Genomic DNA, 6,505 nt, shown 5'->3' on the forward strand with positions numbered 1-6,505 from the left:
CAAGCGCCGTGCCGCGCGCGTCGCGCACTAAAATCCACGCATGAGCAGCCATTTCCGCGTCCGCCGCATCGATATCGTCGTCTATCCCGGGTTCAAGTCGCTGGAGGCCATCGGTCCGCTGTGCGTGTTCGACTACGCCAACGTGCACCTGCGCAAGCGCGACCTGCCGCCGGCCTATCAGGTCGAGATCGCCGCGCCGCAACCGGGGGCGGTGCAGTCGGACACCCTGATGTCGCTGCACGCCGGCAAGGGACTGGACAGCCGCGATCTGCCCGATACCGCCATCCTGGTGGGGGCGCGCAACATCCAGGAAGCCATGCGGCATTCGTCGGCCATCGTCGACTGGGCGGCGGCGGTCGCGCCCCGCATCGCGCGGTTGGCCGCCCTGTGCTCGGGCAGTTTCTTTCTTGCTGAAGCAGGCCTGCTGGACGGCCGGCGCGCCACCACGCACTGGAGCGTGTCGCGCCTGCTCCAGCAGCGCTATCCGCGTATCGACGTACAGGCCGATGCGATCTATATCCGGCAGGGCAACATCTGGACCTCGGCCGGCGTCACGGCCGGCATAGACCTGGCGCTGGCCCTGGTGGAAGAGGATTGCGGCCGCGATCTCGCCCTGGAGGTCGCGCGCGACATGGTGGTCTACCTGAAGCGCCCGGGCGGGCAATCGCAGTTCAGCATGCACCTGGATAGCCAGACCACCAGCCATCCGGGCATACGCAAGACCCAGGACTGGATCCTGTCCAACCTGCACCAGCCGCTGGCCGTGCCGGAACTGGCCGCTCATGCGGCCATGAGCGTGCGCAATTTCACGCGCGTGTTCGTGCGCGAGACCGGCACCACGCCGCAGGCCTTCGTCGAGACGGCCAGGGTGGACCTGGTACGTCGGCTGCTCGAGGACGCGGCCCTGCCGCTCAAGACCGTGGCCGCGCGGGCCGGCTTCGGCTCGGATGCCCAGTTGCGCAAGGTGTTCCAGCGCCACCTGGGCGTGACGCCCCGCGCCTATCGCGAGCGTTTCGCCAGCGCGGGCGGCAGCAGGGGCGACTAGGCCTCGATCGGCAACCCGGTGAAGTTCTCCGAGAAGGTCCGCCGGCCCGGTTCGGATCCCGTCATGTAGTCCAGGTCGGCCCGCTGCAGGCGCCGGGCGAAGTCGCTCTGCCCCGGAAAGCTGTGCACCATGGTGCACAGGCCCGCCGAGAAGCGATGCACCAGCCACATGCGCCGCAGGCAGGTTTCCGAATAGCTGTCCAGGAGCCGGGCCGAACCTTGCCGGTAATACTCGACCAAGGCGCGGCCCAGTACCCGGATGTCGGCCACGGCGGAGTTCAGCCCCTTGGCGCCGGTGGGCGGAACGATGTGCGCCGCGTCGCCGGCCAGGAACAGGGCGCCGTGGCGCAGCGGCTCGACCTGGAAACTGCGCATGGCGGTCACGCCCTTTTGCACGATGGGGCCTTCGATCAGCGGCGGCATGCCGGGAACGTCCAGGCGTTCGTGCAGCGCGCTCCAGATGCGGTCGTCGGACCAGTTGTCCGGGTCGTCGTCCGGTTCGCATTGCAGGTAGAGGCGGCTGCGCGTGGGAGAGCGGAAGCTCAGCATGGCGAAGCCGGTCTCGTGGCAGCCCCAGGTCACGTCCGGCGCGGCCGGCGGAACCTCGGCCAGGATGCCCAGCCAGCCGAAGGGGTAGACGCGGTCGTAGGTCTTCATCACCGAGGCGGGAATGGCGTCGCGGCAGATGCCGTGAAAGCCGTCGCAGCCGGCGATGAAGTCGCAGCGCACCGGCCTGCCTTCGGGGCCGGCCAGGATCGTGGGGGCGGGGCCTTCCAGGTCCCGGATGGCGGTGACCGGGGTGTCGAAGCGCAGGTCGCCGCCAGCGGCCAGCCGTGCCTCGATCAGGTCGTGCACCACTTCGTGCTGGGGATAGACCATGACCGTGCGGCCGATTTCCTGCGCGAAATCTATGCGGTGCGAGGCCCGGGCGTAGCGGAAGTCCAGGCTGGTCTGCGGCATGCCCAGGCGCCGCATGCGCTCGCCCAGTCCGACCTGCGCCAAGAGGTCGACGGTTCCTTGTTCCAGCACGCCGGCCCGCAGGCGCCCCTGCACGTGCTCGCGGCTGCGGTTGTCGAACACGATGGACTCGATGCCTTCCCGATGCAACAGGTGGGAGAGCAGGAGTCCTGCGGGGCCGGCGCCGACGATGCCGACCTGGGTGCGTTCGATCATGCCGGCTCCTCGAGGGTGATCAGTCCCATGCCGGTGGTCATGGGAGCGTAGTAGTTGCGATGCACGCGCCGCGCCTGGTTCGACAGCGCGCCGCGCATGACCAGCCACATGATCAGCTCGATGCCTTCGGCGCCATGGCGTTCCATCAGCGTCTGGTGGGTCAGCTCGCACAGGCTGCCGGGGTCGTGTTCGATCCGGTCCAGGAAGTCCTGGTCCCAGTCCTTGTCCATCCTGCCGAAGTGCGGGCCCGTCAATTGATGGGACATGCCGCCGGTGCCCAGGATGACGACGCGCAGGTCGCCGGGATAGGACTCCACGGCCCGCCGTATGGCCTGTCCGAGCCGGTAGCATCGGCGCGCGGTGGGTAGCGGATGCTGCAGGACATTGACGGCCAGCGGCACGGCCGCCACGTTCCACCCGGGGGTGTGCTCGAAGCACAGGTGCATGGGCACCAGGAAGCCGTGCTCGACCCGCATTTCCTGGCACACCGTCAGGTCGAATTCGTCGTAGACCAGCGATTCGCACAGGTGCTGCGAGAATTCCAGGTGGCCGTCTATGGGCGGGAGCGGGCGCACGCCGAAGCCTTCGTCGGCGATGTCGTAGCGGTCGGCCGCGCCCACGGCGAAGGTGGGATACTTGTCGAAGAAGAAGTCGGCGCCGTGGTCGTTGTAGACCATGATGGCCACGTCGGGCTTGAGTTCCTCCAGCCACTCGCGCACCGGGACATAGGCGTCGAACAGGGGACGCCAGGCCGGCGTGGCCTGCTTGCCGCGGTCGTAGGCCGCGCCGATGGAGGGCACGTGAGAGGTGCCTATGCCTGCGATGATGCGTCCCATGTCAGACCGCTCCCTTGTCGTTGCGGGTGGCCAGGAAGTCCTCGTAGCTTTCCCCGCGCATCCGCGCGCCCATGACATACAGGCCGTTGCCGGTGACCACGCCCAGCTTGAGCAGGAAATAGATGTTGGCGCCGGCGTCGAGCAGGCCGGTGAAATCGCGCGCACGTATCAGCGCCTTCTGCTCGTCGGACAGGCCGAAGCGCGTCATGTACGCCTCTTCATCCGCCCGGTAGGCATCGCGGTTGGCGGCTTCGCTGAGCGAGTTGCAAAGCTTGTTGATGCGGTATCCCTTCCATGAAAGCCGCAGGTCGAAGACGTGCGAGTCGGCGATCGGCCGTGTCCGGTCGCGTTGGGGAAGTGCCATGGGCGATGCTCCTTGGGTAGAGGGAAAACGGCCAGGGCCGCGCCGGCGCGCGGCGTTGCGGCTGCTGTGCTTTTTGTGGAGAATGACTCTAGCTTTCATGTCCTTGATTGTTCTAATCAACCGCCGTCGGCGCAGGAGCGGCCATGTCCTTCGAGCAGCCCGCCAATTGCGAGGAACTCCTGAATTACCGGATCGCCAGGCTGCTGTCGGTCAGCGGGGCGCTGGTGATTCGGTTGTGCGAGGGCCGCTACGGCATCAGCCGGCGGGAATGGCGCCTGATCGCGATGCTGGCCGACTACGGCACGATGGCGCCTTCCGAACTGGCCGAGCGCGCGCATACCGACCGGCCCCTGGTGTCCCGCGCCATCAGCGACCTGGTCGCCAAGGGGCTGGTGTCGCGGATCGGCCGCAGCAGCGACAGGCATCGCGTCGCCATCGAACTGACCGACAAGGGCAGGGCCCTGCATGCCGAACTTTTTCCCATCACCGCCGACATCAACGGCCGTATCCTCAAGGCGCTGCCACCGGAGGCAATCCAGGCGCTCGATGGCATGCTGGACGTCCTGACCGACACGGCCACGCGGCTCAACCAGGACTATCCGCTGAAGGAAAAGGCCGACCGCCGCAACGGCGGGAGCCGCCAGTTGGCTTCGTCCAGGCCGGACCTGGCGGACATCTGGTAGGCGGATGTTCCCGCGCGCCGGCGTCAATTGTTCGACGTCGCGCCCGACGCCTTGATCAGGCGTGCCCACTTCGCGATCTCGGCCTGCTGGAAGCGGCCCAGCTGCTCCGGCGACGAAGCCGAGACCGTGAGGCCGTCCTGCACGAATGCGGCCCGCGTGGCGGGCTTGCCCATGGCGCGCGCGATTTCCTGGTTCAGCTTGAGCACGATGTCGGCCGGCGTGCCCTTGGGCGCGAACACCGAGAACCACAGCACGATCTCGTAGTCGGGCACGCCGGCCTCGATCATGGTCGGCAGTTCGGGCGCGGCGGGCGAGCGTTCGCGGCTGGTCACGGCCAGCGCCCGCAGCTTGCCCGAGCGCACGATGGGCATGCCGATGGCGACCGAGTCGAACAGGATGTCGGCATGGCCGCCCATGACGTCGCTGACCGCCTGCGCCGGACCGCGCGCGGGGATGTGGACCATGTCTATGCCCGCCAGCGACTTGAACAGGTCGCCCGACATGTGCCCGGAGGTGCCGATGCCCTGGGAGACGAAGTTGAGCGAACCGGGCTTGCGCCTGGCCAGCTGTATCAGTTCCTGCACGCTGTGCGCCGGCACCGAGGGATGCACCATGAGGACATTGGGCACCGTCGCCAGCAGGCTGACGGGCTCGAAGTCGCGCACCGCGTCGTAGGGCAGGTTGGCGAGCAGGGTGACGTTGATGGCGTGGGTCGCATGGGTGCCCAGCAGGATCGTGTAGCCGTCGGCCGGCGCCTTGGCCACCAGGTCGGCGCCTATGGTGCCTCCCGCGCCGGGCTTGTTCTCGACGATGACCGGCTGCTGCCAGGCCTCCTGCAGGTCGTGCGCCACGCTGCGCGCCAGCTTGTCGGTCAGTCCGCCGGGCGTGAAGGGGACGATGAAGCGGATGGGCCGGCTGGGATAGCCGTCGGCGGCGCCGGCACAGGCCTGCGTCGCCGCCAGGGCGAGCGCCAGGCCCGCCAGCAGTGACGAGGCACGAAGGAAACGAGGGTGCGGACGGTGGGACATGGTGGCCTCCTTGGCGGCACGCAAGCGGGTGGACGGGCAGGGGATGGGCTGGCGTCAGGACGCCGTCGAAGTGGCCGGGGCGGCGGCCGCCGAGTCGGCGGCTGCCATCTTCTCGATCATGCGGCGGGCACGGCTGGGGCCCGCGTCGATGCGCAGCCACGCCAGCTGCCGCACGCCGGTGGCATCCTGTTCGCGCTGCATGGCGGACACGATGACGTTGTCTTCTTCGAAGGTGCGGCCCATGTCGCGTATCAAGCGCTGGTCGAGTTCCTTGTCGTCCACGCCGAAGTTGCGCACGTGCAGCCAGAAGAAATGCGTGGCCGCATCCGTTTCGGGCGTCAGGAACTTGTAGCTGAACGCGCGCAGGCCGCGGTCCATGTTGGCTTCCGTGTGTTCCTGGCCGGCCTGCATCGTCACCACGTCCACGCGCGAGGTGCAGGGCGGGAAGAAGTGGTAGTACTGGCAGCGATCGGCCGGTCCGCTGAAGCTGGCGTTCCTGCGGTCGAGAGGGGGCGGCTCGGCATCGAGTGTCCAGCGGTAGGTCACGATGTGGCCCTCGCTTTCCTCGATGACGGGAAGTATGTCGCTCGATGCCGGATTGCCGATGGTGCCTGGATGGACGTAGGTCGTGTGCGCGGGGTCCTGGAGGTTCTCGACGATGTTCAGGTAGTGCGAGCGATGGTATTGGGGCTCGCCCCGGATGACCGTCCAGCCCGGCGTGCCATAGCGCTCGATGACGGGGATGAGCCGGGGGTCGGCGCGTTGCGCGTCTCCCATCCAGATCCAGGCGGCGCCGTATCTTTCCGTGATGGGAAAACTGCGGACCCGCGCGGCGGGCGGCACGTTCTCCTGGCCCGGGACGTGCACGCAAGCTCCGGTGCCGTCATAGCGCAGGCCGTGATAGCCGCATTGCAGCGTGTCGTCCACCACGCTGCCCAGCGACAGGGGGACGAGGCGGTGCGCGCAGCGGTCCAGCAGGGCGGCGAGCCGGCCGTCGCGCCGGCGGAAGGCCACGACGGGTTCGCCCAGTACCCGCCGGGCGAAGGGCCCGGTGCCGATTTCTGCGGTCCAGCCCAGTACGTACCAGGCATTGCGAACGACGTGCTCCACGGACGAATCTCCTTGAACCGGACCGCCACGGCGTGGCGGCTTCGATGCGGGAGACTCTATCGGCGGGGAAGTGAATTGTTCTATACAACGACGGGCGGGGGTTTTCCCGCCCGTCGCCGCGCCGGGCCGAGGGCCTGGGTCAGTACAGCACGACCGAGCGTATCGACTGTCCGCTCTTCATGAGGTCGAATCCCTCGTTGATGCGTTCGAGGGGCAGGGTGTGGGTGATGAGCTCGTCGATCTTGATCTTGCCGTCCATGTACCAGT

Annotated in this window: 7 protein-coding genes and 1 pseudogene; 2 read left to right on the forward strand and 6 right to left on the reverse strand. The window is 67.9% G+C overall.

The window, feature by feature from the left end; genetic code table 11:
• Nucleotides 1-40: 40 nt before the first annotated feature.
• Entirely contained in the window at nt 41-1,045 is a 1,005-nt protein-coding gene (locus tag ABD104_RS04875) for a GlxA family transcriptional regulator (RefSeq protein WP_087841295.1), read from the forward strand.
• On the opposite strand, the gene ABD104_RS04880 is transcribed toward ABD104_RS04875, so the two are convergent.
• Genes ABD104_RS04880 through ABD104_RS04890 form a run of 3 tightly spaced genes read right to left on the reverse strand, consistent with a single transcriptional unit; the run spans nt 1,042 to nt 3,417 of the window.
• Nucleotides 1,042-2,217 carry a 4-hydroxybenzoate 3-monooxygenase gene (locus tag ABD104_RS04880; RefSeq protein WP_343927205.1) on the reverse strand — a complete coding sequence of 392 codons (1,176 nt, stop codon included), beginning with the start codon at nt 2,215-2,217 and terminating at the stop codon, nt 1,042-1,044. The genes ABD104_RS04875 and ABD104_RS04880 overlap by 4 nt on opposite strands.
• Nucleotides 2,214-3,053, reverse strand: coding sequence for a class III extradiol dioxygenase family protein (locus ABD104_RS04885; protein WP_087841293.1), 840 nt, complete (start codon nt 3,051-3,053; stop codon nt 2,214-2,216). The genes ABD104_RS04880 and ABD104_RS04885 overlap by 4 nt, the downstream gene beginning before the upstream one ends.
• Nucleotide 3,054: 1 nt before the next feature.
• Nucleotides 3,055-3,417: a protocatechuate 3,4-dioxygenase gene (locus ABD104_RS04890; protein ID WP_087841292.1), complete on the reverse strand. Its 363-nt coding sequence runs from the start codon at nt 3,415-3,417 to the stop codon at nt 3,055-3,057.
• Nucleotides 3,418-3,560: 143 nt separating this feature from the next.
• Between ABD104_RS04890 and ABD104_RS04895 the strand changes: the two genes are divergently transcribed.
• The gene (locus tag ABD104_RS04895; RefSeq protein WP_087841291.1) at nt 3,561-4,100 is read left to right on the forward strand and encodes a MarR family winged helix-turn-helix transcriptional regulator; all 540 of its coding nucleotides are present in this window, start codon (nt 3,561-3,563) and stop codon (nt 4,098-4,100) included.
• 23 nt (nt 4,101-4,123) lie between these two features.
• On the opposite strand, the gene ABD104_RS04900 is transcribed toward ABD104_RS04895, so the two are convergent.
• From ABD104_RS04900 to ABD104_RS04910, 3 genes and pseudogenes are all read right to left on the reverse strand, one after another.
• Nucleotides 4,124-5,128, reverse strand: a complete 1,005-nt coding sequence (locus tag ABD104_RS04900; RefSeq protein WP_087841290.1) for a tripartite tricarboxylate transporter substrate binding protein — start codon at nt 5,126-5,128, stop codon at nt 4,124-4,126.
• Between the two features lie 54 nt (nt 5,129-5,182).
• Nucleotides 5,183-6,238, reverse strand: a complete 1,056-nt coding sequence (locus ABD104_RS04905) for an aromatic ring-hydroxylating dioxygenase subunit alpha (protein ID WP_343927206.1) — start codon at nt 6,236-6,238, stop codon at nt 5,183-5,185.
• A 139-nt stretch (nt 6,239-6,377) separates the two neighbouring features.
• Nucleotides 6,378-6,505 (reverse strand): annotated as a pseudogene (locus ABD104_RS04910) (S-(hydroxymethyl)glutathione dehydrogenase); the annotation flags it as partial.

This window comes from Pigmentiphaga daeguensis, from assembly GCF_039523035.1.
In the GTDB taxonomy this organism is placed as follows: Bacteria; Pseudomonadota; Gammaproteobacteria; order Burkholderiales; family Burkholderiaceae_B; genus Pigmentiphaga; species Pigmentiphaga daeguensis.